This is a genomic window from Fodinicurvata halophila (assembly GCF_042651425.1).
GTDB classification, from domain to species: domain Bacteria; phylum Pseudomonadota; class Alphaproteobacteria; order Kiloniellales; family DSM-21159; genus Fodinicurvata; species Fodinicurvata halophila.
Genome location: NZ_JBHSCW010000003.1, coordinates 886,383 through 911,989 on the forward strand (window position 1 = coordinate 886,383; position 25,607 = coordinate 911,989).

Annotated in this window: 24 protein-coding genes and 1 tRNA gene; 12 read left to right on the forward strand and 13 right to left on the reverse strand. The window is 59.8% G+C overall.

The annotated features are described in order from the left end of the window. Positions 1-315 precede the first annotated feature (315 nt). Positions 316-389: transfer RNA gene (locus tag ACFOW6_RS09040), tRNA-Gln, on the forward strand. A 421-nt stretch (positions 390-810) separates the two neighbouring features. Here the strand turns inward: ACFOW6_RS09040 and ACFOW6_RS09045 are convergent. From ACFOW6_RS09045 to ACFOW6_RS09060, 4 genes are all read right to left on the reverse strand, one after another. Further along, entirely contained in the window at positions 811-2,007 is a 1,197-nt protein-coding gene (locus ACFOW6_RS09045) for an AAA family ATPase (RefSeq protein WP_382422009.1), read from the reverse strand. Beyond that, a complete protein-coding gene (locus tag ACFOW6_RS09050; RefSeq protein ID WP_382422010.1) occupies positions 2,000-2,443 on the reverse strand; it encodes a hypothetical protein in 444 nt (147 codons plus the stop codon). The genes ACFOW6_RS09045 and ACFOW6_RS09050 overlap by 8 nt, the downstream gene beginning before the upstream one ends. Positions 2,444-2,913: 470 nt before the next feature. Then, positions 2,914-3,087, reverse strand: coding sequence for a hypothetical protein (locus tag ACFOW6_RS09055; RefSeq protein ID WP_382422011.1), 174 nt, complete (start codon positions 3,085-3,087; stop codon positions 2,914-2,916). Positions 3,088-3,416: 329 nt separating this feature from the next. Then, positions 3,417-3,962 (reverse strand): recombinase family protein, encoded by a 546-nt coding sequence (locus tag ACFOW6_RS09060; RefSeq protein WP_382422012.1) that lies wholly within the window; start codon positions 3,960-3,962, stop codon positions 3,417-3,419. A gap of 231 nt (positions 3,963-4,193) precedes the next feature. Here ACFOW6_RS09060 and ACFOW6_RS09065 point away from each other — a divergent pair, with 231 nt between their 5' ends. Continuing rightward, entirely contained in the window at positions 4,194-5,105 is a 912-nt protein-coding gene (locus ACFOW6_RS09065; RefSeq protein WP_382422013.1) for a DUF2971 domain-containing protein, read from the forward strand. Positions 5,106-5,374: 269 nt separating this feature from the next. Here the strand turns inward: ACFOW6_RS09065 and ACFOW6_RS09070 are convergent, their stop codons facing one another. The 7 genes from ACFOW6_RS09070 to ACFOW6_RS09100 all read right to left on the reverse strand — a co-directional run bounded on the left by ACFOW6_RS09070 (position 5,375) and on the right by ACFOW6_RS09100 (position 14,012). Beyond that, the gene (locus tag ACFOW6_RS09070; protein ID WP_382422014.1) at positions 5,375-6,877 is read right to left on the reverse strand and encodes a DUF6538 domain-containing protein; all 1,503 of its coding nucleotides are present in this window, start codon (positions 6,875-6,877) and stop codon (positions 5,375-5,377) included. A gap of 350 nt (positions 6,878-7,227) precedes the next feature. After that, positions 7,228-8,607: an aspartate aminotransferase family protein gene (locus ACFOW6_RS09075; protein WP_382422015.1), complete on the reverse strand. Its 1,380-nt coding sequence runs from the start codon at positions 8,605-8,607 to the stop codon at positions 7,228-7,230. A gap of 29 nt (positions 8,608-8,636) precedes the next feature. Further along, positions 8,637-9,914: a TRAP transporter large permease gene (locus ACFOW6_RS09080; RefSeq protein ID WP_382422016.1), complete on the reverse strand. Its 1,278-nt coding sequence runs from the start codon at positions 9,912-9,914 to the stop codon at positions 8,637-8,639. Continuing rightward, entirely contained in the window at positions 9,914-10,456 is a 543-nt protein-coding gene (locus ACFOW6_RS09085) for a TRAP transporter small permease (RefSeq protein WP_382422017.1), read from the reverse strand. Before ACFOW6_RS09085 ends, ACFOW6_RS09080 begins: the two co-directional genes overlap by 1 nt. Positions 10,457-10,578: 122 nt before the next feature. Next, on the reverse strand, positions 10,579-11,655 hold the full coding sequence (gene dctP / locus ACFOW6_RS09090; protein WP_382422018.1) for a TRAP transporter substrate-binding protein DctP: 1,077 nt from the start codon (positions 11,653-11,655) through the stop codon (positions 10,579-10,581). A gap of 258 nt (positions 11,656-11,913) precedes the next feature. Continuing rightward, on the reverse strand, positions 11,914-13,041 hold the full coding sequence (locus tag ACFOW6_RS09095) for a DSD1 family PLP-dependent enzyme (protein WP_382422019.1): 1,128 nt from the start codon (positions 13,039-13,041) through the stop codon (positions 11,914-11,916). A 212-nt stretch (positions 13,042-13,253) separates the two neighbouring features. After that, positions 13,254-14,012 (reverse strand): IclR family transcriptional regulator, encoded by a 759-nt coding sequence (locus ACFOW6_RS09100; protein ID WP_382422020.1) that lies wholly within the window; start codon positions 14,010-14,012, stop codon positions 13,254-13,256. A 125-nt stretch (positions 14,013-14,137) separates the two neighbouring features. On the opposite strand from ACFOW6_RS09100, the gene ACFOW6_RS09105 reads away from it, so the two are divergent. The 10 genes from ACFOW6_RS09105 to ACFOW6_RS09150 all read left to right on the forward strand — a co-directional run bounded on the left by ACFOW6_RS09105 (position 14,138) and on the right by ACFOW6_RS09150 (position 23,705). Continuing rightward, positions 14,138-14,845 (forward strand): 3-oxoacid CoA-transferase subunit A, encoded by a 708-nt coding sequence (locus tag ACFOW6_RS09105; RefSeq protein ID WP_382422021.1) that lies wholly within the window; start codon positions 14,138-14,140, stop codon positions 14,843-14,845. Next, complete coding sequence (locus ACFOW6_RS09110; RefSeq protein WP_382422022.1) at positions 14,842-15,519, forward strand: CoA transferase subunit B; 678 nt, start codon at positions 14,842-14,844, stop codon at positions 15,517-15,519. Before ACFOW6_RS09105 ends, ACFOW6_RS09110 begins: the two co-directional genes overlap by 4 nt. Positions 15,520-15,526: 7 nt before the next feature. Continuing rightward, positions 15,527-16,729 (forward strand): 3-oxoadipyl-CoA thiolase, encoded by a 1,203-nt coding sequence (gene pcaF / locus ACFOW6_RS09115; protein ID WP_382422023.1) that lies wholly within the window; start codon positions 15,527-15,529, stop codon positions 16,727-16,729. A 161-nt stretch (positions 16,730-16,890) separates the two neighbouring features. Beyond that, a complete protein-coding gene (locus ACFOW6_RS09120) occupies positions 16,891-17,532 on the forward strand; it encodes a TetR/AcrR family transcriptional regulator (protein ID WP_382422024.1) in 642 nt (213 codons plus the stop codon). Positions 17,533-17,789: 257 nt separating this feature from the next. Next, positions 17,790-18,749 (forward strand): NAD-dependent epimerase/dehydratase family protein, encoded by a 960-nt coding sequence (locus ACFOW6_RS09125; protein WP_382422025.1) that lies wholly within the window; start codon positions 17,790-17,792, stop codon positions 18,747-18,749. A 1-nt stretch (position 18,750) separates the two neighbouring features. After that, positions 18,751-20,094 carry a flavin-containing monooxygenase gene (locus ACFOW6_RS09130; RefSeq protein ID WP_382422026.1) on the forward strand — a complete coding sequence of 448 codons (1,344 nt, stop codon included), beginning with the start codon at positions 18,751-18,753 and terminating at the stop codon, positions 20,092-20,094. A 15-nt stretch (positions 20,095-20,109) separates the two neighbouring features. Continuing rightward, positions 20,110-21,156 carry a cyclase family protein gene (locus tag ACFOW6_RS09135; protein WP_382422027.1) on the forward strand — a complete coding sequence of 349 codons (1,047 nt, stop codon included), beginning with the start codon at positions 20,110-20,112 and terminating at the stop codon, positions 21,154-21,156. Continuing rightward, a complete protein-coding gene (locus tag ACFOW6_RS09140; protein WP_382422028.1) occupies positions 21,153-21,839 on the forward strand; it encodes an SDR family oxidoreductase in 687 nt (228 codons plus the stop codon). The genes ACFOW6_RS09135 and ACFOW6_RS09140 overlap by 4 nt, the downstream gene beginning before the upstream one ends. Before the next feature lie 7 nt (positions 21,840-21,846). Continuing rightward, positions 21,847-22,788 carry a 3-hydroxyacyl-CoA dehydrogenase gene (locus ACFOW6_RS09145; RefSeq protein WP_382422029.1) on the forward strand — a complete coding sequence of 314 codons (942 nt, stop codon included), beginning with the start codon at positions 21,847-21,849 and terminating at the stop codon, positions 22,786-22,788. A gap of 68 nt (positions 22,789-22,856) precedes the next feature. After that, positions 22,857-23,705 (forward strand): aldo/keto reductase, encoded by an 849-nt coding sequence (locus ACFOW6_RS09150; RefSeq protein ID WP_449267358.1) that lies wholly within the window; start codon positions 22,857-22,859, stop codon positions 23,703-23,705. 40 nt (positions 23,706-23,745) lie between these two features. On the opposite strand, the gene ACFOW6_RS09155 is transcribed toward ACFOW6_RS09150, so the two are convergent. Both ACFOW6_RS09155 and ACFOW6_RS09160 read right to left on the reverse strand, forming a co-directional pair. Then, positions 23,746-25,020: a TRAP transporter large permease gene (locus ACFOW6_RS09155; protein ID WP_382422030.1), complete on the reverse strand. Its 1,275-nt coding sequence runs from the start codon at positions 25,018-25,020 to the stop codon at positions 23,746-23,748. Continuing rightward, positions 25,017-25,553 (reverse strand): TRAP transporter small permease, encoded by a 537-nt coding sequence (locus ACFOW6_RS09160; RefSeq protein ID WP_382422031.1) that lies wholly within the window; start codon positions 25,551-25,553, stop codon positions 25,017-25,019. Before ACFOW6_RS09160 ends, ACFOW6_RS09155 begins: the two co-directional genes overlap by 4 nt. Positions 25,554-25,607: the final 54 nt, after the last annotated feature.

Consider the following 25,607-nt stretch of genomic DNA (forward strand, 5'->3'; position numbering starts at 1 on the left):
GGTCCGCCATGCCGGAAATCGCCGGGAACTCCCTCGAATCCGGCTGTGGGACACGCCGCTCAGCAATCCGCAACTCTAAGGCCTTTACCCCGGATATGACCAGAGTGTGACAGTGATTTTTTGCGCGCTCCGATGCGGCCTTTCACGCGGGCCGTAAAGCAGTTCCGCGAACGTCCGGCAGAATCGGAATAAAATCTCTGCGAGGAGGATGGGAAAATTTTCATGGGCCCGGGGGCTTGCATTCCCCCGGCCGCTTCGACTAGATAAGGCTCTAACGCATGCGGGGCCCTGCCCCGGTCATGGCGATCCCTCTGCTGGGGGATAGTTTAATGGTAGAACGGCGGACTCTGACTCCGCTAGTCCTGGTTCGAGTCCAGGTCCCCCAGCCAACTTCCTATTTTCCTTGTTTTTCAAAGAGTTAAAGGCCTCGGATCGGCCCCGGTATGACACCTTGGTATGACAGTCCGGGGGTACATCGCCGGTATCTCGAAATGCCTAACAGGTCTTCCGAATAGACAACCAGCGGGGACACCTCAGCGCCCCGCCGGTAGCCATTAGGTGCAGTCATACGCTCCCTAGCGCGCTACGCAATTGCACCTTCACGTCGCGTCATGCGTTTACCAGCCCGTCGAAGATAGCGGCAACGGTGTTTCCGCACGTCAACCGCCGAAAGTCCAGGTTTTCTGCGGGCTTCAGGGTGGTTGTCAACCGCCTATAGACGAGGGGTGGTTGACAAAGGGGTCTCGACAAGCCGCAACCTTAGGGTTCCCGTGGGTTACAGCCGGTTGACGTTTCGTCCACTCCGGTCCCTCAGAACGGGGTATCATCTTCCTCCTGGTCGTCATCCTCCAGGCCGGGGCGAACAGGGGCATGGGTCCGCCCCAGTCTCCGCATCTGTTTACCCTTCGCATGCCAGCGGTGCCGCTGATCCTCGGTCCAAAGAGCCATACGCTCTGCCTTCTCCACCCACTTGGAAACCGCTTGCTTTGTTACCCCATAGAAGTCCGCAATCTCCGTCTGTGTCGTGAAGTCCCCCCGCTGGAGCATCTGGCTAATCTCCTCCAGGCGCTCCAGGTCGCCAGCTTCGTGCTCCCAGGCGGCCCCCATCGGCTCCCCATCATCACCCCCCGGCTGGCTCACCAGCTTCGCCAGAATTGGCCTCAGCACTGCATCAGGCCCTCCCGCCCGCACCTTGTCCCAGTCCACCCGGAACCGTGCCTCGCCCATAGCCTTGTTCTGGCCGGGCCGCTCCAGTTTCACGATGGTCTCGAACGTTGCCGCCAGCTTGGAAGACCCCCGGAAGTCACCCGACTTGCCCGCATGGTGAACCAGGATGGTTGCTACTCCGCACGTCTTCAGCCCCAGGAGGAACGCTTGGATAGCATTGAAGGAAGACGCCGCGTTCTCATCCTCGACTTCCCCTAGGGTGGTGAAGTTGTCGAGGATCACCAAATCAGGCTTGTCCGTCTTCACGTGCTCTAGGTAGAACTGCATCCCGCCCGGATCGGTGATCGATGGGAACTCCGTCCCAGGCTCCTGGTGCTGCCTCGCAAGGACCTGGAGGTTCCCCCTGGCCGCCTCCAGGTCCACCCCAGGGACAGCCTTAATCAGCACTCTCATACGGTCCTGGATGTCCTGGATGTGCATTTCTCCATCCACATAGAGCACCCGGTATCCTCGCTCTCCCTCCCGCAGCTTTGGTCGCCAGCCTAGGAACTCCCCGCCCCCTGCCACAGCCAAGGCCACGCTGGCAGCGAACATGGACTTCCCCACGCCGGTCTCTGCGTAGACCATCGCGGTCTCTTGTTGCCTCAACCATGGGGACAGCAGGTGTCGCCTCTCCGGGAACTCGCTGTCGAGAAGCTTCCCCAGTGTCGGGGCCCTCAGGCGGTACGTCTTGGATACCCGCGTGTCACTTCCGGGCACAGCGAACTCTACCCGGTGGATCACCTGCTCGGACCGAATGGCCCCGTTGGTCGCTCTCTTGGCCTCCTGCCGGTCAGACATTGGCCGCTTCCCCACTAGCCAGTGCGGTAAACATCGCGTTCCGGGCTTCCTTCTCAGCCCTCTCACGCTCTGCCTGGACCTTCACGATCTGGTTGCCAATCACGCCGACAGCGACATGAACCATGCGACCCAGGATCAATGCCGTACGCGGCGGGATATCTCGATACACGCGGTGAACCTGCTGGGTCGCCTCACTCCACCACGTCCCACAGTTCCGCTCGCTCAGTCCCGTGAACCGCCTAGCAACTTGCGTCACGAACGCCTTATCGCTCTGAAACCTGTTGGGCTCCCGTATCCATATCATCCCCATAGAGGCGCATGTCTCGATGATCGCTTTGGGGTCCACGTTCTGCCACACGGATAGGAACAATCGGGCCGCCTGGACTTCCCATCTGATCATCGCCCGACCGCCCTTGAACATCCGGTCGGTCTCCATGCAGCGATCCGCGACCAGCCTTAACCGGTCTGTCGCCTTGTTCCAGGCTTCGGGATCAGCCCGCCCATCGAGGAACTTTCGGACTTCCTTTCTGTAGGACGTTAGGTCGCCCTTGGTGATGCCAATTTGCAGCGGATGTCCGTGTCGGAGGGCGCGCTTGCCGTGCGCCCCACAGTAAAGGCCATAGCCCTTCCTCGCCTTGCCGCAACCAGCGGCAGCGCATTGAGTTGTCATTGGTAGAAACCTTAGTTGTTGTGTGATCTTACGGGGGTCAGGGGATTGGACACAGGCGAACGAAAAAGACCGGGACAGCCACTTGGCCGCGCCCGGTCTTTAACTCCGCTGGGGTCTGTCCCCCGTTCTTCGCTAAAGGGGTGCCCTATTTCGGGGACATTCAGTCTAAAGCTACGCAATATAGCCTTTGTCGCAGCTTTCCCCTTATCAGGGTGCAGTCAACTGCACCTTTCGGTTCACACCAGCTGCACCCTCTCCGCCGTCCTCCGCTTCACCACGCCCACCGGGCTAACCACGGCTGCCAGCCATCCGGCGTAGACCAGCCACTCGCCTTCATCCTTGACCACACCCCACCGCTTACCTTCTGGGTGCGGCCAATCCGGGGTGTCATCACTCCTCAGGGTCTCCACGTACAACTCACCAAATCGCGTTTGCAAGTAGATCCAACGTTTCACTGGTTTTTTCCTTCGTTCGTTCGTGGGACGCCCCGTGCGCCCTCATTGTTTATTAGACAAACGATAGTGCAAGTCCAGAGAAAAGAACTTCATTCACATAAATTATTCTATTGATAGTTTCCCTAAAGGAACAAAGCCGGTCTCTTGGCCGCAAGAACTAACGAATACTATTGTTCCGCTTGAGGAACATTTTAGATTAGCCCGACAGTGCTTGGATCACCCTTGATACACAAAGGGCGGCACCATCGGCACCGCCCCATATCACCTCGCCTCTGCGTTGCCCCTCATGCTTCGTCCAGTACCCGATACACACTAGCCCGGCCAATGCCCATCTCCCTGGCGATGGCCGTAGCACCCATACCCTGATCACGCAGCGCTTTCACCCGGTCCACGTCGATCTTCGCGGGGCGTCCCTTGTAGACACCGCGCTCCTTCGCCTTCGCAATGCCTTCCAGCTGGCGCTCCTTCCTGATGTTCAGCTCAAACTCCGCAAAGACCCCCAGCATATCGAGGAACGCCTTACCTGCGGCCGTAGAGGTGTCTATAGGCTGCTCTGTGGCGCGCAGTGTAGCCCCCTTGGTGCGCACCTGGTGAACCACCTCCTGCAAGTCCCTGATGGAACGGGCGAGGCGGTCTACGCGCGTCACTACCAGTTCATCCCCTGTCCGCAGGAAGTCCAGCAAGAGGGCAAGCTCTTCCCGTCCTTCCCTTGAGGCACCGCTCTTTGTCTCGGTGCGGATCAGGTCGCACCCTGCGGCTTCCAGGGCCGCCGTCTGTGCGTCGAGGTTCTGCTCTGTGGTGGAAACGCGGGCATATCCGTATCGGGCCATTGTTTGTTCCTTTGTCTTATTAGGCTCTAGACCCTACTGCTTTACTGTATCAGAAATCAGAAAGCAACCTAAATAAGACAGAAAGCCCTTAGGTGTCCCGCTCCCCTGAGACACCTCGTATGGGTATACCTATACGAGACTCGATTCCTGAGCTTCCTTCCATTTAAGATTGTTCTCTAGGAGAAGCGTCGATGCTGTTACTCATTAGCGGGGAATCGGAGGTATAAGGCTATGGTGGAGTGGAACGGCTTCTTCCTCAAATTTATGCCCTCCCCCCTTTTCTTGGAAAACGGCCTATTCAGGTTTACGCAGCCGAAAGCATTTGAGGATGAACAGGAAGCGTTGCCGGATTGGCGCTATGAAAGCTTTGCAAAGGAAGACTATGAGGTAGCGGCTTCTGACGCTGAGGCGTTGGGTATCGGGAGGGATTTACCGAAAGACATATTAGAAACTGCTCTCATGTATCCCTTTCCAGCCCACCGCTTCACCCCTGAAACCGCTCCCGGTCTTTTCAGAATGGATAAAGAACCGTTCAAAACTGAAGAAGAGCACGATACATGGATAGCGAAACGGGCTGTAGAACTGTGCCAAGAGAAAGCAGATAAAGAAGTTGGTATATTCAGCTTAACCAAAGTTGAATCAAATCTCATGTGGAAAAAGTACGGTGGAGAGCGCTCAGGCGTCATGATCTGCTTCGACGCTGATCACCCTTTTTTCCAGTCAGAGATGAGAGAAGTTGAATATACGGAGTCTCCAATCTCAGTGTCTGTAAACTCTGGTTGGGTAAGGATTGGTGGCCAGCGTCTAAATGTAGATGATGTCCGGGATGGTTATATTGAACGAGTGCCTCCCCGGCTCTTGTTCCAGAAGCGTCTTGGGTGGGCAGAAGAGAGAGAGTGGCGGCGGTTGGAGCTATTGGAGAATGCAGAAAAACAGGCGGGAAGGGATTACAATGGCCATGATGTGTATCTCTTTCGTGTGCCAGCAGCTGCGGTTGTAGCGGTGTTTTATGGGAGCTGCGCTGCAGATGAGATGGTCCAGGAAGGGCTTCATAAGATTGATCAAAGTATGCAATGGCAGCACGTTCACGTGTTCAAGTATGAGGCCAAACCTGATGGTGAGCGGAGAACAAAGATTCGCTAAATCGGAATGAGGGGGCGAGGGGGGATCGTTGCCTTCCGGCAATCGAGGTTGCCCATTCAGATTTTTCCGTGAATTATTTCTAGGAGCATAGGCTCTCTATGCAGCAACCTTAGGTATCTCAGGTGCCCTAAGGTGGCTCAAATCGAGACCCTTGTAGCTGACCTTCTGTAGTGCTTTGTTCAGCGTCACAAGGTTATAGCCAACTCCATAGGTCCTCCCTACGAGTCTTCCCGCTTTCCTTCTCTCTTACTTACCGGCAAAGACTCACGCTACGCTGCCCGCTCTTGCTGCCAGGTCCCGACCACACCGCTTGCCTCTAGTCCGGGATACGCGATCACCTCCACGATTTCCTTCCGCTGGAACATCGTCAGCCCATCCGGGTTGTAAACACGGTAGGTGATCCCTTGTTTCTCGTGGCCGATGATTTCAGCAGCCTCAGTCTGCGGAAGACGCGCCAACTCAAAGCATCGGGTGACGTTCTTACGGAGTGAATGGAAAGCCGTCCGCCAACGGTCATCGCCTTCAATCCCCGCCGCTCGCCGGTGCACTGTGAACTGCTTACTGACTTTCCAGCCATACTTGCCATCGGGACCGCCAGGCGTCAGTTCAGGCCAAACCCTCTCCGCTGGGTCGTTAGACCGGCGCTCCAGAAGCCACGCCAACCTATTGTGGACCGGGACCACGCGAACACCGGCCTCAGACTTGGCTGCGATAATGTCGAAGTACCAGATACCGTCCTCTTGCCTCACGTTCGCCCATTGAAGCGAGCAAATCTCATTCAGGCGCATCCCCGTGTAGAGTGCGACAAGCGGGATTTCCCACAAGACGCGATGCTTCGGGACCAACTTGAATAGCTTGGCCAGTTCTTCATCCGTCAACGGGCGGTAGGGTCGTGAATTCTTTCTCGTCACTCGCGACCACTGACCCTTAAAGGGGTTGTCACCTCTCGCCTCTTGGCGCTTCTTGGCGTGCTCCCAGATGCACGATAGCGCGGTTACATATCGGTTGAGGGTCTTCACCGACAGGCCTGTCTCATGGCTGCCATAGAGCCGCTGGAGTTCCTTAAAGGTTCGCTCCTTCGTCTTGGGCGATCGGCCCCACAAGGGGTCGAACCGGCGGATGATATCAAAGAACGCCACCGCATCCCTGGCTGTCACCTTAGACACAGGTTTGTCATCTACATGCTCCGCAAACAACCGGGCCGCCGTCTCATACTGAAGCCGGGTCTGCTCCACCAGTACACCCCTGTTCGCCTCCAGATATGCTTTCCCAGCTTCACTGAAGGTCATGGCGTACACAGGAGCCGGGGTTACCTCCTCGCCACTCTGGTACTTCCTAAAGTCATTCAGTCCGTCGATCTTCGCTTGTGTTTCCGGATCGATCACATCGGAATCAGTTTCAGGGTCATTCCTATCATCGTAGATTGATCGACGTGTGCGCCGTTCGACTTCCGAGACCAGTACGTCAATCCCCACACCAATGAGATCGTCGTCCCTGCCCCACAGGCCCTCCTCCGCTTGCTCACGAGTGGTCCAGTAGGTTCCCCGCGCGTTAGCTCGCTCCTCAATCGGTTTTCCCCGCAGTCGCGCGAACTCTTTCGTCCAGTGAGCACGGAGTTCCCATCGGAGGTCCTGCGCGACCTTCAAGTCCCTTGTCCCAAGTGGTTCAGTGATGTGGATTTTCAGGCCATGCTTGTTCTTTAGATCGGCAGGGACCTTCAAGCGGAAGTTCCAACTATGACCCCGGAGGAGAAGGTAACGACAATCAGGCACGTTCGGCCCCTAGTATGACAGTACGGTATGACAGGGTAGTATCCCGTAACTCACTGGGCCGCAACAAAAATCGGCGCTATCAACACCTTATCCGCCCCCTGTCTCCGGCTCCAGGTCCCCCAGCCAATTCTCTAGGTTGAATATTTGCGGACTGAGGCTGCTGAGTGACGAATGTCAGCACTCTGCTTTTGCTGAAGCAGTCACGCCGGTCCTCTATCGCCCCGAGTAAACACCGTGCCAGGCAGAAACGGCTGGCGCACCCTTCCGGTAGCCGGCAGCACCACACCGCCCGTTCGAGCGCGATAACCCTCGACCTTTTCCTCGAGCGCAGCGCAGTTTACGGAAGCCTGCTAAGCCGCCGACACATTGGGCATGCCCTCGGCCTTCAGGCGGTCGATGGCGCGCGAGAACGCCTGGATCGTCGCCTCGACATCAGCCTCGCTATGCGCCGCTGAAGTCAGCCCGCCCGGCCAGCCGCCGATATCCACGCCTTCGAGCAGAAGCGCGAGGCGAAGCGCATTGGCGGCGTCTGCCGGCTTGGTCTTCAATTCCTTCCAGGGTACGCTCAACGGGTCGAAGGTCATCGGATCGATCGTGCGATCCTCCGGATTCATGAAGACATGAAAGCCCGAAAAAGTGCCGTAGATTGACCAGCCGATTCCCTTGTCCGCCAACACCTCGTTCATGCGCCGGCGAAGCGTCTCGGCCGTACGGTTGGCGCGCTCACAGGCATCCGTCGTCTCGATGATCCGCAACGTCGTGATGGCCGCCGCGGCGGAGACGGGATTGCCGTTGAAGGTCCCCGGATGCAGGATCTTCTGTCGTCCGGCCGCCTCGCTCGCCGCGAAATCGAGCCAATCGAGGATGTCCTTGCGGCCGGCGACCGCGCCGCCGGGCAGACCGCCGGCGACGATCTTGGCAAGGGTCGTCAGATCCGGCTGAATGCCATAGGCCTGCTGCGCGCCCCCCGGGGAACAGCGGAACCCCGAGATCACCTCGTCGAAGATCAGGAGTGAGCCATTTGCCTGCGTGAGACGGCGCAGCTCGTGGAGAGTCGTTTCCGCGACCGGGATCATACCGAACGAACCGCCCGTCGGCTCCAGGAAGACAGCGGCGATATCGTCGCGGCCCAGGGCGGCCTCGATGCCCGCGGAATCGTCGGAATCGACCAGCACCGTCTTCTCCGCCACCTCCGGCAGCACGCCGGGCGTGGGCGAGCCGTCGAAATGCGAGACGTAGCCCGACGTCATGTGATCGTGCCAGCCATGGAAGTGGCCCTTGAACCGCACGATCTTGTCCCGCCCGGTGAAGGCACGCGCAAGACGCAGGGCGAGAAGCGTGGCCTCCGTGCCCGAGGCGGTGAACCGGACCCGCTCGGCGCCTGGAAGCATGCGCAAGACCGCCTCGCCCCAGATCACCTCGGGCTCATGGCTCGCGGCATACTGCGTGCCGCGGGCCAGTGCCGCCTGTGCCGCTTCGGTCACTTCGGGATGCGAGTGCCCCAGCAACAGCGCGCCATGCCCGCCGAAGTAGTCGATATAGTCGTTGCCGTCGACGTCGCGCTTATGCGCGCCTTCGGCCTGGTCGACATAGATCGGATAGGGCTTCATGTGCCGGGAATCATGGGTGATGCCACTCGGAAAGACCTGATTGGCCCGTTCGTAGAGTCGCGCCGAACCCGGCGTCTGCTGACGGTACTCGGCCATGATATGCGAATTGCTGCGCGACATTGATGGCATGCTCCTGATGCCGGGACCGCCTATCGGATAAGGCTGGGGATCCAGGTCGAAAGCGCCGGGAACAACGCCAGCAGGACGATCACCGTGATGAACGAAAGATAGAACGGCAGTGATGCGACGATCGCGCGTTCATAGGGGACTCTCGCAATCTGGGCGGCCGTCATCAAGGTCATACCGACGGGCGGTGTCACATTCGCGATGTTGAGGGTGACGATCATGAGAATCGCGAAGTGAAGCGGATCGAAGCCGAGGTTGATCATGGCCGGAACCAGCACCGGACCGACGACCACAAGCGCCGGCAGGACGTCGATGACCGTACCGACCAGGATCAGCAGCACGCACACCATCATGAGCTGGATGAACCCGACATCGGAGACGGTGGTGATCAGCTCAGCGGCATCGCGGGCAATGCCCGAGCGGGTGACGAACCAGCTCAGCACCGCCGAGGCCGCCAGCAGAAAGAAGACGACGCCCGAAAAGCGCACCGTGGTGACCAGTGCTGTCCAGACCTTGCGCCACGTCAGGTTGCGATAGAAGAGGAAGCCGATCGCCAGTGCATAGACCGCCGCGAAGCCCGACGCCTCGGTCACCGTCGTCATGCCCGTCAGGATGCCGCCGAGGATGATGACAGGCACGATCAGGGCCGGCAGTGCCGAGAAAAAGGCGATGACCGCAACTCTCACCGGTGTCGGATCCTGCTTGGGATAGCCGCGCATCCAGGACAGCACGAAGCTCATCACCAGAAGCGACAGGGCCATCAGCAGGCCGGGGATGATGCCGCCGGCAAAAAGATCGATGACCGAGGTATCGCGCAGGATCGTGGCATAGACCACCATAACCACGCTGGGCGGAATGATCGGTCCGATGATGGACGAACACGCTGTGATCGCCGCGGCATACTCGGCATCGTAGCCCTGCTTCTTCATGGCCGGGATCAGGATCTTGCCAAGCGCCACCGTGTCCGTGATCGCGGCCCCGGTAAGGCCGGCGAAGAAGATCGACACCGTCACATTGACGTGACTGAGCGCCCCGCGAATGCGTCCGAGAAGCGCGTTGTTGAAGGTGATCAGTTTCTGGGTCAGCCCGCCCTGATTCATGAGTTCGGCCGTAAAGATGAAATACGGCACCGCGATCAGCATATAGCCGGAAACCCCCGCGAACATGCGATCGGCGATGATGCTGATCATCTGCTCGCCACCGATGGAATAGCTGCCGGCGACTCCCGCCATGGCCATGACGACGGCGACAGGTGTACCGACTGCCAGCAGGAGGACGAAGACGATAAGTGCGGGAGCCATTATACATCCTCCGCCTGCTGTTCACGGAGCGCCTGCTGGGTGACATCCTCAGGGGCAACGAAGTGCGCGAGCAGGTCGAAGCCGCGCACAAGGTGGATGAGGGTGACAACGCCGGTCAGCGGGACCGCGATGGCTGTGAAATACTGGGGAATCTGGATCATGTGAGAGACCATGTAGGTCTGTCGCGCATTGAGAAAGAATTCCCAGCCGTACCAGATCATCAACAAGGCGTAGATGGCGATGACCGCAAGACAGATGATCGCGGCCACCTTGACCAGAGGTTCGGGCAACATCTTGACGAACAGGGTCATCGCCACGTGCTCTCCCCAGTACAAGGCGATCGTTGTTGATATCAGTCCGATCCAGGGCAGGAAGACGCGCGCAAGCGAATAGGTCCAGCTCAACGCGCCGCCGGTGAAGACGGTGTAGAGAAAACCGATAAAGGAAATCGCCAGCATGGCGAGAACGCAGAGAATACAGACAACGACGGCAGCGTGATTGACGATATCGCTGACTCGCCTGGCGACACTGAGAACCGACATGGGCAAAATCCCGAATCAGCCTTTGAAGGACGCAAGCCGGACGCGCGAGGTATCCCGCGCGTCCGGCTCAGCAGTTCGTAACGACGACCGAAAGGACATAGCCGTCGCTACCGGCATGCGGTTTACTGCCCGTAGCGCTGGTAGTCCTGTTCCTTCAGCTCTTCGCCGACGCGATCGACCTCGGCCCAGAGCTCGTCAATCAGCGACTCCTCGAGACCGAAGTCGTTGACGATCCAGTCTTTCCAGGCCGGCCGCGCCATATCCGCCATCTTTTGCCGCTCGTCGGCAGGCATGACATAGCACTCCTCGAAGATCTCGCAGGATTCCTGCCAGCTCGCTGTCGCCAATGCGCCGGAGGTGCCGTGTGCCAGCTGGATCGCCTCCTGGGCCGCATGGGTGATGATCCGCTGATACTCCTCGGGCAGGGTCTGATACCAGGTCTCGCTGACCATCCAGGTCTGCGTGTTGTACACATGGCCGGTCAGCGTCGTGTAGTCAGTCACGTCGTCGAGGTTAAAGGCCGTGTTGACGACCGGCGCGTTGAACTGACCATCTGCCAGCCCGGTTTCCAGCGCGGTCTGGACCTCACCCCAGGGCAGTGGCGTCGCCGACGCCCCCATGGCGTCCATTATGGCGATGTGGGCGGGATTCTCCTCGACGCGAATGTTGAGACCCTCGAGATCCTCGACCGTCTTGATCAGACGCTCGTTGTTGGTGAAGGCAACGAAGCCGCCGCCATCATCGAAGGTTCCGAGATAGCGCATATCGGCTTCCTCGATGGCGCCCTCCATGAAGTCGGCGAACCATTTACCATCGAAAAAGGTCCAGGCCTGGCGCCAGCTCTCGAACAGGAAGGGCGTGGTGACCGCCTGATACTTCTCGTAGAAAGAGGACATGGCACCCGAGGACATCACGGTCGACTGAAGCGCCTGCCCTCCCGACTGGACCTGGGAGCCGGTCTCTACTTCGGAGCCAAGCTGGGCACCGCCGAAGACCTCCACTTCGAGATCACCGCCCGTGCGTGTCTCCACCAGGCTTTCAAAATGGACAAGGGCGGGATAGATCTCGTTGTTGCTCAGATCTTCGGGCACAATTGTCGCGATCGTCATTTGATATTCTTGCGCCTGGGCGGACACGGCCATCGTCATGGCCGTGGCGGCGATTGCACCCGTGAGAATGGTTGTTGGCCAATTTTTCATTTCTGCTCTCCCTGTCTGGTGAGATGGGCTTATATCATTATCGTTCGTTTCCGGGATGCTAGCATTATCATAGGCCTCTGTCACAACCCCGACCGTCCACTATCGTCCCCCGGTGGGTTTCCGGGATCATGAGTCGGAGGTTTGATGCACTGGGCAATGCGTCTGCCAATGGCAACGGCCTGAATGGATTTCCCTGTGTGGATCCACGGAGCCAGCCTGTGCTGAAGCGACGGGGTCAGGAAACCTCGTTTCCGCCCCTTAGATATTTCGTCCCCTTGCATCTATATCCCATACGTCGCTTACGACTTGATTATTTATAACCAGATACTTGTCGTACAGGTTGCAGGTTGGATCGCAATGTCCCGGTATCAACAAGAGCCTGTCATTTACATCCAATGAATTATTCTGGTCCTTTACGACACAATGATTGTCCGAGACACCGGTTACAGTCAGTTCCCTGTCACCATGCACAACGGGATAGCCGCTATCCACCGAGTGAGATTTAAGGCCCGCATCACATACAGCGATCTCCGGACTTGGTTTGCTGATCACGCTCGTGATGACGAACAGGGAATTATCAAATCCTCCGACTCCCTTCTCCGAATCACCCTCAACCCGCGCGTAATCCATGTCCATGAAGAGGTATGAACCAGCCTGGGTTTCCGTATAGAGTCCGCTCTCAACATCGAACTCGAGTGTCCCCGTTCCCCCTCCACTGATCTCCAAATCTTCATAATCTTCTTTATCCAGACAACTCAGGTATTCTCTTATTATGCCATAAGTTGTCTCAGACACCCTGCTACGCTCTTCCTGTTCATAAATATGCTGACTTGACCCATTATACGCTTGGATGCCCTTAAAATTGACATGATCCAATTCCTTGATAAGCCTATACTGATTCAGGAATTCTTCATATGAATTGACTCCGCACCTACCTCCGCCGCAATTTATTTCTATCATTAAGTCAATATAACTGCCATTATTGCTTAAAATTGTATTTATATCTTTTATGTTATTCATGTTATCTACACACACACTTACTTGTGAATACTTTCTCAAATCTGATAATATATTAATCTTATTAAGATCTGTTATTTGATTCGTTATGAATATATTCCTGACTCCGTTCCCGGAAAATGCTTCAGCTTCAGATAATGTCTGGCAGCAGATCCCAATAGAACTTGGATTTTCCAGCTGTTTCTTTGCGACATGGGAGGATTTATGCATTTTACAGTGAGGCTTATGGAATATCTTACTTGATATAATATTGTTAAATATTCTCATATTATTATTAAAAACGTCTTCCATTATAACAATATTGGGTGTAAGTATATCCTTAACTGATTTTCCCAAAATATTAGTATTATACTTGTCCGTGTAATACATTATAAAACTCCTAGAATTCTATATTATACTTATGCTTTGCGCTTGAGCTATCCAGCCAAGCAACAGGTCAGTGCAACTTAAGCTTCGGTTTTCTGGTAAATGAGTCTCATGCTTCCTCGGTAATCGGGAAGGCTGATGCAACAATGCGCCTCAAGCTCACCCTATCCAAAAAAACCTTAAACTGTGCGCCCCTGCCGTTATTTCCTGTAGTGTTATCGGAGCACATCCTTCAATTCCCGCTGCATGCCCCGTAACGCATCCAGATAACGGGGGACAAGATCTTCAGCCTTATTGCTGATCGCCGGCAGGCCGAGGTTCACAGCCGCGATCACCTTGTCCTGGGCATTGTAAAGCGGCACCGCGATGGAGCGTAGCCCGATCTCGACTTCCTGATCGATGACAGCGTAGCCCTGTTCCCGGACTCGAGACAGTTCGGCCATGAGCGCATCCGGTTCGGTCATGGTATGCGGAGTTCGAGCCGGCAACGGTTCATGTTCCAGACGTGAACGAGCGTCTTCTTCAGGCAATGCCGCCAGCAGCACCCGGCCCATGGAGGTACAGTAGGCCGGCAGGCGCGAGCCGAGCATCAGGGAAATCGACATGACCTTTCGCTGCGCGGCGCGCGCCACATACACAATTTCATCCCCATCCAGGATGGAGACCGAGGTGCTCTCTCCCAACTCGTCCGAGAGGCGGTCCAGCGAAGGCTGGACAATCTGCGGCAGGGGCATGGCCGCGAGGCAAGCCGTGCCCAGGCGCAGCACACGCGGTGTCAGGGTGAAGAACTTTCCATCATGAGTCGCATAGCCGTGCTGGGCCAGTGTCAACAGGCAACGCCGTGCCGTGGCACGATCCAGCCCACTGGCCTCGGACACTTGCGAGATCGACTGTCGCGGTCTTTCGGCCGAAAAGGTCTCGATAACGGCAAGCCCCTTCGCCAGGCCGCCCATGGTATCGCGTTGGTGAACCATCACTCGTCATTTGTACGTTATACGAACAAATATCTGATATCGCACAAACCGCGTTGCCGTCGAGGCCTCGTTTTCGTATGCGTTGATGCAGGACTGTCTGCATTGACGGCAAGAGGGAGACATCGATGGACAAGTCAGTGGCCCGCCTGGCCGAGGCCGTGGCCGGACTCGAGGACGGCGCACGGGTGATGATCGGCGGCTTCGGCGGCTCGGGTGCGCCGATCGAGCTGATCCATGCCCTCATCGACAAGGGGCCCGGAAACCTGACCATCATCAACAACAATGCGGGCAACGGACAGGTCGGCATCGCCGCCATGATCGATGCGGGCATGGTCGGCAAGATGGTCTGCTCGTTCCCGCGCTCCACGGATCCGCGCGCTTTCACGGAAAAGTACCTGGCCGGCGAGATAGAACTGGAGCTTGTGCCCCAGGGCACACTGGCCGAACGCATTCGTGCCGCCGGCGCCGGTATCCCGGCCTTCTACACGCCGACCGGCTACGGAACGGAACTGGCCGAAGGCAAGAAGGTCGAGGTCTTCGAGGGCAAGCCCTACGTTCAGGAACGCTGGCTGAAAGCCGACTTTGCGTTGGTCAAGGCCGAGTGCGCCGACCGGCACGGCAATCTCACCTTTCGCAAGGCAGCGCAAAACTTCGCCCCGCTGATGTGCGCTGCGGCGACGACCACGATCGTGCAGGCCTCGCGGATCGTCGCACCCGGTGAGATCGATCCCGAGCAGGTCATCACGCCCGGCATCTTCGTGGATCGGATTGTCGAAGTGCCCGAGCCACAGCAGGAAGAACTTTTGATCCGGGCCGGAGTAACCTATCCATGACCCAGCTGCCGCATCTCTCCAACGCCCAGATCGCCTGGCGCGCTGCCCAGGACATCCCGGACGGCGCCTATGTGAACCTGGGCATCGGCTTTCCCGAAATGGTCGCACAGTACCAACCCCCGGAACGCCAGGTCATCTTTCATACCGAGAACGGCATTCTCAATTTTGGCGAGGCCCCTCCCCCCGGGGAAGAGGACTGGGATCTGATCAATGCCGGCAAGAAACCGGTGACCCTCAACCCGGGCGCAGCCTTCTTCCATCATGCCGACAGCTTCGCCATGGTCCGCGGCGGCCACCTGGATGTCGCCATCCTCGGCGCCTATCAGGTGGCGCAGAATGGCGATCTCGCCAACTGGCGGGTCGGCAGCAAGGGCGTGCCGGCCGTGGGCGGCTCCATGGACCTCGTCCACGGCGCCAAAAGAGTCGCGGTCACCACCCAGCACGTAACCAAGACCGGCGAGTCCAAACTGGTGGAAAGTTGCACCTTTCCATTGACGGGCGTCAGCTGCGTAACCCGCGTCTATACCAGTCTGGCGGTCATCGACATCGCGGATGGCCACTTCGTCCTGCGCGAGAAGCTGCCGAACCTTTCGTTCGACGACCTCCAATCCCAAACCGGTGCCCGGTTGGAGCAGGATGGCCAGGTCGACGACTTGATCGTGCCAGAGCTCTGAGGGCCCCATGAGCGAAGTCTTTATCTGCGACTACATCCGCACCCCGATCGGAAGGTTCGGAGGATCCCTCGCCTCCATCCGAACCGACGATCTTGCCGCCCTCCCCCTCAAGGCGCTTCTCGAGCGCAACCCACGGCTGGACCCAGCCTGCGTGGACGAGGTGATCCATGGCTGCGCCAACCAGGCCGGCGAGGACAATCGCAACGTGGCGCGCATGGCCCTCTTGCTGGCAGGTCTGCCCGACTCCGTACCCGGAACGACGCTCAACCGCCTGTGCGGATCCGGCATGGATGCGATCATCAACGGCGCGCGGGCAATCCGGTGCGGCGAGGCGGATCTGGTGGTTGCCGGCGGCGTCGAGAGCATGAGCCGCGCGCCCTTCGTGATGCCCAAGGCGGAAACGGCCTTTTCGCGCCAGGCCGAAATCCATGACACCACGATTGGCTGGCGCTTCATCAACCCGCTGATGAAGGCGCAGTATGGCGTCGACTCCATGCCGGAAACGGGGGAGAACGTGGCGGAGGATTACGCCGTCACCCGAGAAGATCAGGATGCCTTTGCACTGCGCTCCCAAGAAAAGGCGACCCAGGCGCAGGAGAACGGCCGCCTTGGCCAAGAGATCCTCCCGGTTTCCATTCCCCAGCGCAAGGGCGAGCCGATTGTCTTCGAGCGCGACGAACACCCGCGTGCCACCAGCCTGGAGGCGCTTGCGAAACTGTCGACACCTTTTCGAAAAGGCGGGACAGTGACAGCCGGCAATGCTTCTGGTGTGAATGACGGCTCCGCCGCCGTGCTCCTCGCCACCGAGGATGCCGCCGTAGCTCATGGGCTCACGCCCATCGCCCGTGTCCTCGGTGGCGCCACAGCTGGGGTGGCCCCGCGGGTCATGGGCATCGGCCCCGCCCCGGCATCGAAAAAGCTGATGAAGCGTCTCACACTGTCCCAGCAGGATTTCGACGTGGTCGAATTGAACGAGGCCTTTGCCAGCCAGAGCCTCGCCACCCTGCGCCTCCTAGGACTCTCCGACGATGATCCCGGGGTCAACCCGAACGGCGGCGCCATCGCCTTGGGCCATCCGCTCGGGATGTCGGGCACACGAATCACCGGCACGGCGGCTCTCGAGTTGCAGCACTCAGGAGGTAGGCGCGCGCTCTCGACCATGTGCATCGGGGTCGGCCAGGGCATCGCCATCGCGCTCGAGCGCGTATGAGCTCGAAAGGAAAGCAACGGGTCCAGCACCATATGGGTCAGTCCTTATAGGCACGTCTCCATTCAACACCACTTGTGCTTGGCTGCTTTGTTGATCCTGATGGATTTCCCCACCTTCTCGAGTTACGTACACTGCGTACTGAGAAGGGAGTCGGGTCCAATATGCAGGATGCCGTTCAACCAGGCGACACGTCGCGTCGCGCCGGGTGGCGCAAGGCCGAGGTCATCGACATGGCCGCGCTCTGCTTCATGGAACGCGGGTATCATGCAACGAGCATCGATGATGTGGCGCGGCGTCTCGGCTGCTCCAAGGGACGCATATATTACTACTACCCAACGAAAACCGATCTGTTCTTTGACGTCCATCGGGAAGGCATGGCTCGTCTTTTCACGGCCCTGGAACCGGCTCTGGAAGCAAGGGGCAACGGCCTGCAAGTCCTGGAAGCCATGCTGATGGCCCATGCACGCGCCATGTTCGAGAACCACACCTACGAGAGCGTTGTGGCCCAGGGTGTACAGGTGCACCGCTTCGAAGCGACCACGCCCGACCAGCGCGACACGATGGCAGAGCTCATCGCCAGTCGCGACAGGTTCGAGGCGCACTTCAAGGAGGCAATTGCTGCAGCAATCTCGGACGGCTCCGGCGCCAATGTCGATGTCTCCATTACTTCAAAGGTACTTCTCGGTGCCTTACAATGGTCGATCATATGGTATCGTCCGAGGCCCGAGGACGACGACGAAAGTCGCTCCGCACTGGCGGAAAAGATGGTCTTGCCGCTGATCGAGGGTTTGCGGCCACGCTGACGTTGCCCCGTGGGGCTGTCCTGATCGCCCTCGCCAACCATTGCGACGATGCGAACTGCCTTCACGCATCGTCACTGCGCGACCTGCTCATTTGGGCCTTCGCTCAAACGCGCCCTTTCGCGAAATCGGACTTATCGTCAACCACTTGCGCACGGCCGTGTGCTTGACAGGTGAACGAGTCCTCCTCTAAAAGATACTGAGTAGTATGTTTATCCTGGCAAGAATACAAAGTCGATAGAACAGGGGGAGTTCCCATAATGCGCGTGATGATCACCGGCGCGGCGGGCTTTCTGGGCCACCGCCTGAGCAAGGCCGTGATCGAACAGGGCGCGCTTGTCTCTCGCGCCCAGGAGAAGACCCCGATCACCGAACTTTGCCTGGTGGACGTGGTCGATGTGCAGCCCCCTTCCATGCCTGGAATCGAAATCAAGACGCGCAAGGGCGACCTGGCCGATCCGTCATTTGTCGCTGCCCTTGCTGAAGAAGGCTTCGACAGCCTGTTCCACCTCGCCTCCTATCTGACGTTTCACGCCGAAGAGGATCCCGCACGTGCCTTTGCCGTGAACGTGGATGCCCTGCGCAGGCTGATGGAAAGCGCCGACAACGTCCCCAAGGTTGTCTTCACCTCCTCGATCGCAGTGTTCGGCGGCTCGTTGCCGGAGAGTGTCGGGGATGAGGTGGCACCCCAACCGGAGACCACCTATGGAAGCCACAAGGCGATCAACGAGTTGCTGCTCGCCGATCATTCCCGTCACGGTCAGGTTGACGGACGCTCCCTGCGCCTGCCCATCGTCCTGACTCGGCCGGGCAAGCCTCAACCGGCCATCTCCGACCGTATCGCGAGCATCATTCGCGAGCCTCTTCAGGGCCTGGACATGGCCGCACCCCTGACTCCGGAAACGGCTATCCCGGTCAGCTCCGCCGGAGCAGCCGTTGCTGCCCTGCTCAAGCTGCACGACCTGCCGTCAGGCGACCTGCCGACCAAGCGGGCCTTCAACCTGCCCTCCCTCACCGTCACGGTGGCGGAGATGTTCGACGCAGTGAAGCGATACGGGGCCACCGGAAAGATCACCTATGCCGCGGATGCCAGGATGCAGGCAATCGTCGATGGCTGGCCCTCCCGCTTCGTCTCCCACTGGGGCACCCGCTTGGGGCTCGCCGCCGACGGAGATCTCGACACGTTGATTTCAGACTACCTCGATCAAAAGGGTGTCTGACGTGGCCGATTCAGCAACACTCAGTCGTACTTCCACCCAGGTGGCTCAAACCACCGCCGATATCTGCATTGTCGGCGCGGGATCATCGGGCATCACCGTCGCCAAGGCGCTGAACGAGGCGGGCCTGGCTTTCGACATTTTCGAGAAAGGCTCGGATATTGGCGGCATGTGGCGGTACGAGAACGATAATGGGCAAAGCTCGTGCTACGCCTCGCTGCACATCGACACCTCCAGGCCCAATCTCGGCTACAGCGATTTCCCCATCGACCCGTCACTGCCGGATTTTCTCTCACACGCGCAATTCCTCGAATACCTGGAATCCTACGCCGATCACTTCGGAATACGCCAGCTTGTCCGTTTCAGGACAGAGGTGCAGTCGATCGAGCCCGTAGGCGACAGGTTCCGCGTACGCCTTACGAATGGCGAGGATCACGAGTACGGCACGGTCATCGTGGCCAATGGCCATCTTTTCGATCCGAAGATGCCGGACTTTCCAGGAAGGTTCGATGGCAAGGAGATACATTCCCACTATTACCGCACTGCCGCCCCCTACGAGGACAAGCGCGTCATGGTGGTTGGCCTCGGCAACTCGGCCGTCGACATTGCCGTCGATATCAGCCGCAGCGCCCAGCATGTCTTCGTCTCGACCCGGCGCAGTGCCTGGGTGATGCCAAAGTATCTTTTTGGCCGACCCGTGGACCAGATCTCCGGCTTTATCGCTCGAACGCTGAAGCTGCCCACGCCGGCAACCCGCAAGGTCCTGTCATGGCTGATTCGGCTTTTCACGGGCGATCAGCGTCGTTTCGGCCTGCCGCGACCCGAGCATCCAATGTGGCGTGAGCACGCGACACTGAGTCAGGAACTCCTGCCTTATATCGGCCATGGGTACATAACCATCAAACCGAATGTTGAGGAGCTGCGCGGAGATCGGGTCGCATTTGTCGACGGCACGGAAGAAGTACTCGATGCCATCATCTATGCGACCGGCTACAACATCCACTTCCCCTTCCTTTCAGAAGAGCTCTTCCATGCCGACACGGACGTCGGCCGGCTTTATCGCCGCATTATCTCCCTCGACCACCCGGGCCTGTTCTTTGCCGGGCTGGTACAGCCGATTGGCCCCACAATCCCGCTTGTGGAGACCCAGGGCAAATGGATCGCCGGCGTTCTGTCCGGCAAAGTGCAACTGCCCGACTTCCACATCCGTCATCGCGAGGTCGAGGCGCATCGGAAATGGCAGCGCAAGACTTATGTCAATTCGGCGCGCTATACTCTGGAGGTCGATTTCCGTAACTATTCCAGGCAGATGAAACGCGATATGCGCGAAGGCCTGGCCGGCGTATAGGCTGAGGAAGACGGGATGGAGCAAACGCGTTGGAAAAACCGCCCCGAAGGGTCCAATTGGGGCGACTTCGGCCCCGACGATCAATTGGGACGGCTGAACCTGATCACGCCCGAGAAGGTAAGACAGGGTACAGCCGAAGTCCGGGAGGGGATCACCTTCTGCCTGTCGCTGCCGCTGGACTATCCCGGAGGCAGCGACCTGAACCCGCGGCGCCGACCGCCCATCCTGCGGCCCAACCTGCGCGAGAGCCAAGTCAACTTCAACGCGGTGCCGTCCGACGAGGCAACAGACGTCTTCTGCGACGACCTCGCCATCATTCACCTGCAGTACTCGACCCAGTGGGACGCCCTGTGCCACGTCGGCTCGCTTTTCGATGCCGATGGCGACGGCGTTGCCGAGCCGGTCTACTATAATGGGTTCCGCGCCGGCGTGGAGATCGTCGGACCTCAAGAGGCGGCCGCAGCCGGCATTCCGCGACAGCCGCCCGAGGGCAGCACATCGCGGGCCGCTGCACTGGGGATCGAGACCATCGCCGCCCATGGCGTACAGGGCCGAGCGGTCATGATCGACCTGCGCGCCCACCTGGGCGACGATCGCACCCTCGTGGGCCATGACACGCTCATGGGAATCCTGGAACGCGATGAGATCGAGGTCGAACCCGGAGACATGGTCTGCCTGCACACAGGCTTTGCCGATATCGTGCTGGGCATGCATGGCAAGCCGGACCCAGACAGGCTGCACAACTCCGCATCCGCGCTGGATGGACGCGACCGCCGGCTGCTGGACTGGATCTCCGACAGCGGACTCGCCGCACTGATTGCCGATAACTACGCCGTGGAAGCCCTTCCCTCCGCACCGGCGGAAACGGGCCGATGCTCCATCCTGCCCCTGCACGAGCACTGCCTGTTCAAGAACGGCATCCCGCTTGGTGAACTCTGGCACCTGACACCCCTGGCAACCTGGCTTCGAGAAAGAGGGCGCTCGCGGTTTCTGCTGACGGCGCCCCCGCTCAGGCTGCCCGGCGCCGTGGGCTCGCCCGTGACACCGGTGGCCACAGTATGATGGAGAGAGTCCTCATAACCGGCGGGACAGCCGGAATTGGCGCAGCCTGCGCGACGCGTTGCCGGGCCGATGGCTATGAACCGGTCTTGATCGACCGGGAGGGCGAAGCCATCCAAGCCGATCTGTCCGATCCGGCCCAGACAGCCGATGCCCTTGAGAAGGCGCTCGCCGGCGGGCCGATCACCCGTCTTGTCAACAACGTCGGAGCCGTCGTTCCGGCCTCCATCGAAGAGCAGACGCTTGCGGAGTTCGACTACGCGATGGCGCTCAACCTGCGCTGCGCCATGCAATGCTTCCAGGCCCTGCTGCCCGGAATGAAGGCTGCCGGGTTTGGACGTGTGGTCAACATGTCCTCGCGCGCGGCCTTGGGCAAGGAACTGCGCACTGCCTATGCCGCGACGAAGGCTGGCCTGATCGGAATGACCCGGACCTGGGCCCTGGAAGTCGGAGCCCACGGCATTACCGTCAACGCAGTCGGGCCGGGCCCCATTCGCACCGAGTTGTTCGACCGCGCCAATCCTCCGGACTCGCCCCGGACACAACAGATTGTTGAATCGGTGCCGGTGCGCAGGGTCGGCACGCCCGATGATGTTGCGCATGCCGTCAGCTACATGCTCGATTCCCGTAGCGGCTTCGTGACGGGCCAGGTGCTGTACGTGTGCGGCGGCCTTACAGTCGGTTAGGGTAAGGATGACGGACGTCGCGATCATCGGAGGAGGAAGCATTGGCGTGGCTTTCGCCATTGTCTTTGCCCGCGCAGGCCACGGCGTACACGTTCAGGATCCAGATGAGAAGCGGCGCTCTGACTGTCCCACGGAAATCGCCGCGCGCCTGCACCAGTTGGACGAGTTCGGACTGCTGGACGAGACGCCGGCTGCCATTATCGAACGCATAGGCATCATACCCGAGATCTCCGAAGCCGTACGGGGCGCGGCGTTGGTTCAGGAATGCGCGCCCGAGGACCAATCCCTGAAGCAGCAGCTTTTTGCCGAACTCGACAGACTGGCGCCTCCGCATGCGATCCTTGCGTCCTCTTCATCGGCAATGCCGATTTCCCGGATAGCAGCGGAATTGCCGGGGCGCGCCCGCTGTCTTGTCGCCCACCCGGCAAACCCACCCTATCTCCTGTCGGTGGTCGAAATCGTTCCCGCACCCTTTACCTCTCACGACACGCTCGAGCGTACTCGCACCTTTCTTGAGGGGTGTGGCCTGTCGCCTGTGCAGGTTGGGGAGGAAATCGAGGGGTTCATCTTCAATCGCCTGCAAGGTGCCTTGCTGCGCGAAGCCTATTGCCTCGTGCGTGACGGCATCGCCGATGTTGCCGATATCGATCGGTTGGTGACCCATGCCCTGGGCTTGCGGTGGTCAGTTGCCGGTCCTTTCGAGACAGCCGACCTCAACACCCGCGGCGGCATTGCCTCCCACGCACAAAAAATGGGCCCGGCCTATGCGCGCATGGGGGCTGAGCGGGGACAGAACGATCCCTGGACCCCGGACCTGGTCGCCGAGGTAACGGCACAGCGACGCCGCGCTCTGCCCATGGAGGAATGGGACGCGCGCGTTGAATGGCGGGACCGGATGCTCATGTCCCTGATTGAACACCGGCGAAGATGCTTGAAAGACATGGCGTGACGGAACTGAGGCGCAACTATACCCTCATACTGATCTTGTCCATGTCACGCTATCTGTAGGGGGTCCCTGTGCCAGACTCCGCCATCCCCACCCGCACCCTTCCCTCCGGCGAAACGATCCCGGCCCTGGGCCAGGGCACCTGGTACATGGGTGACGGCCTGCGCTCGCGCGAAGAGGAGGTCGCCGCCCTGCGCCTGGGCCTGGATCTCGGACTCACCTTGATCGACACCGCGGAAATGTACGGCAACGGCGCCTCGGAACAGCTTGTGGGCGAAGCGATCGCCGGGCGCCGCGACGAGGCCTTCCTGGTCAGCAAGGTGCTGCCCAGCAATGCCAGCAAGCAGGGCACCATCAAGGCCTGCGAGCGCAGCCTGGAGCGGCTCGGCACGGATCGCCTCGACCTCTACCTGCTGCACTGGCGCGGCGGCACACCCCTGAAAGAAACCCTCGAGGCCTTCGAGGAACTGGTCGAGGCCGGCAAGATCCGGCATTGGGGCGTGAGCAATTTCGATGTCTCGGACATGGAGGAACTGACGGCGCTGCGGGGCGGCACGGCGGTACAGGTCAACCAGGTGCTCTATAACCTGACGCGTCGCGGCATCGAATGGGATCTGCAGCCCTGGTGCCGGGAACGGCAGATTCCGCTCATGGCCTATTCGCCCATCGAACAGGGGCGCATGCTCGACCATTCGTCGCTGAAACGCATCGCCGAGCGGCTGGGTGCCACCGCCGCCCAGGTGGCGCTGGGCTGGTTGCTGCGCCAGGAGGGCCTGGTCGCCATTCCCAAGGCCGGATCGCCGCGGCACGTAGAGGAAAACCGCGCCGCCCTGGATCTCCAGCTGTCGGACCAGGACCTTGCCGAGCTCGACCGGTCCTTCCCGGCGCCGGACCGGAAACAGCCGCTGGAGATCCTCTGACACGGGCAACCGGCTTGACGCGCCAAGCCCCCCAACGGTCTCAGTACAGCAGATCCACCAGTCCCATGGAGATCCAGGGCATGTAGGTGATCGCCATCAGGCAGGCGAGCACCACGAGGACGAAGCGCATCAACCAGGGGATCAGCCTGTCGATGGACAGGTTGGCCACGGCGCAGGCGGCGAAGAGGTTGACGCCCAAGGGCGGCGTGAACATGCCCAGCGCCAGGTTGACCACGACGATCAGTCCGAAGTGCACCGGATCGATGCCGTACTGCACGGCAATCGGCGTGAAGATCGGGGCCAGCACCAGGATGGCGGCCGAGGTCTCCACGAACATGCCGATAATCAGCAGCATGACGTTCACGGCCAGCAGGAAGCTGACCGGGTTGTCGAAAACCTCCGTAACCCAACCGGCGATCTGGGAGGGCAGGCCCGAGCGGCTGATGAGGAAGCTGAAAAGGGCCGCCGCTGCGATGATCAGCATGACGGTGGCCGTTGAGATCGCGCTCTTGCGCAGCACCGGCCAGAGGTTTTGCCAGCCCAGTTCGCGATAGACCAGCCCGCCGACGATCAGCGCATAGACCACTGCCACGGCCGAGGCTTCGGTAGGCGTGAAGACGCCACCGTAGATGCCGCCAATCACCACCACAGGCATCAACAGGGCCGCCCAGGCGCGGCGGAAGGCCCGCGGGAAGGAGGATCTGTCCTCGCGGTCACGCAGGCCATAGCCGCGGATGCGGCAGAAGATGTAAAGGAAGGTCAGCAATGCTCCGCCGACAAGCAGGCCCGGCCCGATGCCGGCGATGAACAGCCGCCCGATCGAGGTGTCGGTACTGACCCCGTAAAGAATAAGGGGGATGGAGGGCGGAATCAGAACCCCCAGTTCCGAGGACGAGGCCTGGATCGAAGCTGCCAGTGGTTTGGGATAGTCGTGGCGCACCATGGCCGGGATCAGGATCGAGCCGATGGCGAAGGTGGTCGCGACACTGGAGCCCGAGACCGCGGCGAACATCATGCAGGTCAGCACGCAGGTCATGGCCAGCCCGCCCTGCAGGCCGCCGACCACCGACTTGGCCACGTCCACCAGCCGCTCGGACACGCCGCCGGTGGCCATCAGGTTGCCCGCCAGGATGAAAAAAGGAATGGCCATCAGGGGAAAGCTGTCGATCCCCACCAGCATGCGCTGGGGCACCATCAGCAGAGGCAGGCGCGAAAAGAACTCGATGCCGATGACGGAAGCCAGGACGATGGAGATCGCCACGGGCACGCCCAGTGCAAACAGCACGACCAGCGAGATGGCGATGGCGAGATTCACGCGGAGCCCCCTTCCCTGCCCTCGGTCTCGGCTGCCGTCTCACGCACACGGCCCAGCTCTTCCCGGCCGGTGAACTGGGCCAGCAAGCGCGCCAGAACCGCCAGGATGGAAAAGGCTGCCCCCACGGGAATGGCGGCATAGATCCAGGCGATGGAAATGTACAGGCCCGACAGGGTCTGGCTGCTGACACGCAGGGTCATGGCAATGCCGTAGTAGAGCAGGATCCAGAGCACCAGCAGGCACGCCAGCCCCACAAAAGCCTCCACCAGTACCAGGCCCCGCTTCGGCACGAGCTGATAGATCACCTCCACCGCCATCATGTACCCCCAGCGGAAGCAGGCCGCCATGGCCAGGAAGACGGACCAGATCATGGCTGAACGGGTCAGCACCTCCGACCAGGTCGAGGGCGCATTGAACACGAAGCGTGTCAGCACCTGGTAGAAGCCCGTGGCCACGGCAATGATCAGCATCATCACCGAAACCACCAGCGCCAGGCGCGTGGTGAAGTCCGCGGCGCGCAGGAAACGTTGCATTCTGTCAGACACCCCGGCTCGCCCTTTCCGGTGCACTCACCGGAAAGGGCCTGG

What these genes read in the sequence shown, in the direction of transcription:
- ACFOW6_RS09045 (WP_382422009.1), bottom strand. Translation starts at nt 2,007, where the DNA reads ATGTCTGACCGGCAGGAGGCCAAGAGAGCGACCAACGGGGCCATTCGG.
- ACFOW6_RS09050 (WP_382422010.1), bottom strand. Translation starts at nt 2,443, where the DNA reads ATGGAGACCGACCGGATGTTCAAGGGCGGTCGGGCGATGATCAGATGG.
- ACFOW6_RS09060 (WP_382422012.1), bottom strand. Translation starts at nt 3,962, where the DNA reads ATGGCCCGATACGGATATGCCCGCGTTTCCACCACAGAGCAGAACCTC.
- ACFOW6_RS09065 (WP_382422013.1), top strand. Translation starts at nt 4,194, where the DNA reads ATGGTGGAGTGGAACGGCTTCTTCCTCAAATTTATGCCCTCCCCCCTT.
- ACFOW6_RS09075 (WP_382422015.1), bottom strand. Translation starts at nt 8,607, where the DNA reads ATGTCGCGCAGCAATTCGCATATCATGGCCGAGTACCGTCAGCAGACG.
- ACFOW6_RS09080 (WP_382422016.1), bottom strand. Translation starts at nt 9,914, where the DNA reads ATGGCTCCCGCACTTATCGTCTTCGTCCTCCTGCTGGCAGTCGGTACA.
- ACFOW6_RS09085 (WP_382422017.1), bottom strand. Translation starts at nt 10,456, where the DNA reads ATGTCGGTTCTCAGTGTCGCCAGGCGAGTCAGCGATATCGTCAATCAC.
- dctP (WP_382422018.1), bottom strand. Translation starts at nt 11,655, where the DNA reads ATGAAAAATTGGCCAACAACCATTCTCACGGGTGCAATCGCCGCCACG.
- ACFOW6_RS09095 (WP_382422019.1), bottom strand. Translation starts at nt 13,041, where the DNA reads ATGTATTACACGGACAAGTATAATACTAATATTTTGGGAAAATCAGTT.
- ACFOW6_RS09100 (WP_382422020.1), bottom strand. Translation starts at nt 14,012, where the DNA reads ATGGTTCACCAACGCGATACCATGGGCGGCCTGGCGAAGGGGCTTGCC.
- ACFOW6_RS09105 (WP_382422021.1), top strand. Translation starts at nt 14,138, where the DNA reads ATGGACAAGTCAGTGGCCCGCCTGGCCGAGGCCGTGGCCGGACTCGAG.
- ACFOW6_RS09110 (WP_382422022.1), top strand. Translation starts at nt 14,842, where the DNA reads ATGACCCAGCTGCCGCATCTCTCCAACGCCCAGATCGCCTGGCGCGCT.
- pcaF (WP_382422023.1), top strand. Translation starts at nt 15,527, where the DNA reads ATGAGCGAAGTCTTTATCTGCGACTACATCCGCACCCCGATCGGAAGG.
- ACFOW6_RS09120 (WP_382422024.1), top strand. Translation starts at nt 16,891, where the DNA reads ATGCAGGATGCCGTTCAACCAGGCGACACGTCGCGTCGCGCCGGGTGG.
- ACFOW6_RS09125 (WP_382422025.1), top strand. Translation starts at nt 17,790, where the DNA reads ATGCGCGTGATGATCACCGGCGCGGCGGGCTTTCTGGGCCACCGCCTG.
- ACFOW6_RS09135 (WP_382422027.1), top strand. Translation starts at nt 20,110, where the DNA reads ATGGAGCAAACGCGTTGGAAAAACCGCCCCGAAGGGTCCAATTGGGGC.
- ACFOW6_RS09140 (WP_382422028.1), top strand. Translation starts at nt 21,153, where the DNA reads ATGATGGAGAGAGTCCTCATAACCGGCGGGACAGCCGGAATTGGCGCA.
- ACFOW6_RS09145 (WP_382422029.1), top strand. Translation starts at nt 21,847, where the DNA reads ATGACGGACGTCGCGATCATCGGAGGAGGAAGCATTGGCGTGGCTTTC.
- ACFOW6_RS09160 (WP_382422031.1), bottom strand. Translation starts at nt 25,553, where the DNA reads ATGCAACGTTTCCTGCGCGCCGCGGACTTCACCACGCGCCTGGCGCTG.